Source organism: Stenotrophomonas sp. YIM B06876 (assembly GCF_030711595.1).
In the GTDB taxonomy this organism is placed as follows: domain Bacteria; phylum Pseudomonadota; class Gammaproteobacteria; order Xanthomonadales; family Xanthomonadaceae; genus Stenotrophomonas.
In genome coordinates this window covers 1-675 of sequence record NZ_JAUJUJ010000426.1, presented here as the reverse complement: position 1 = coordinate 675, position 675 = coordinate 1, and the positions used below count along the sequence as shown (strand labels likewise).

Below are 675 nucleotides of genomic sequence, written 5' to 3'. Positions count from 1 at the left end.
GCCGAAACGACGCACCGCCACGACTACCTTGCCAGCTACGTGGCCGACCTGGGGCAGGTGATCGACATGGACGCCATTCGCAGCGCCAAGATCCGCATGGGCGTGGACCCGCTGGGCGGCGCAGGCGTCCACTACTGGGCAGCGATCGCCGAGCGCTGGCGGCTCGACCTCAGCGTCGTCAGCGAGGTCGTGGATCCCACCTTTCGTTTCATGACGCTCGACTGGGATGGGCAAATCCGCATGGACCCGTCATCCGTCTACGCCATGCAGCGGCTCATTGCCCTCAGAGGCCGTTTCGACATCGCCTTCGCCTGCGACACCGACCATGACCGCCACGNGGTCGTGGATCCCACCTTTCGTTTCATGACGCTCGACTGGGATGGGCAAATCCGCATGGACCCGTCATCCGTCTACGCCATGCAGCGGCTCATTGCCCTCAGAGGCCGTTTCGACATCGCCTTCGCCTGCGACACCGACCATGACCGCCACGGCATCGTCACCCCCGGCAGCGGACTGCTGGCGCCGAACCACTACCTGTCGGTGGCCATCGACTACCTGTTTCGCCACCGGCCGCAGTGGAGCGCGCAAGCGGCGGTGGGCAAGACGGTGGTCAGCACGCAATTGATCGACCGCGTCGCGGCCCGGCTGGGCCGCAAGCTCCTGGAAGTGCCGGTC

Annotated in this window: 1 pseudogene; it reads left to right on the top strand. The window is 66.0% G+C overall.

The features are described 5' to 3' along the window. A pseudogene (locus QZH66_RS17735) lies at nucleotides 1-675 on the top strand (hypothetical protein); the annotation flags it as partial.